At 45.3% G+C, this 223-nt stretch carries 1 rRNA gene; it reads right to left on the minus strand.

The features are described from left to right. Positions 1-223, minus strand: a 23S ribosomal RNA gene (locus KJQ99_RS10395); the annotation flags it as partial.

Below are 223 nucleotides of genomic sequence, written 5' to 3' on the forward strand. Positions count from 1 at the left end.
TATACATCCACTTACGTGTTAGCAGAGTGCTGTGTTTTTGGTAAACAGTCGGGAGGGACTCTTTGTTGTAAGTTTCCTTGCTTTCGAAGTCAAATTCTAATACAAGGCTAACCACACCTTATACCGACGATACGGTGCTATTTTGCAGAGTTCCTTAAAGAGAGTTCTTCCACGCGCCTTAGAATACTCATCCCACCCACCTGTGTCGGTTTACGGTACGGGC

The organism is Campylobacter sp. 2018MI13 (assembly GCF_018501135.1).
GTDB lineage: Bacteria > Campylobacterota > Campylobacteria > Campylobacterales > Campylobacteraceae > Campylobacter_E.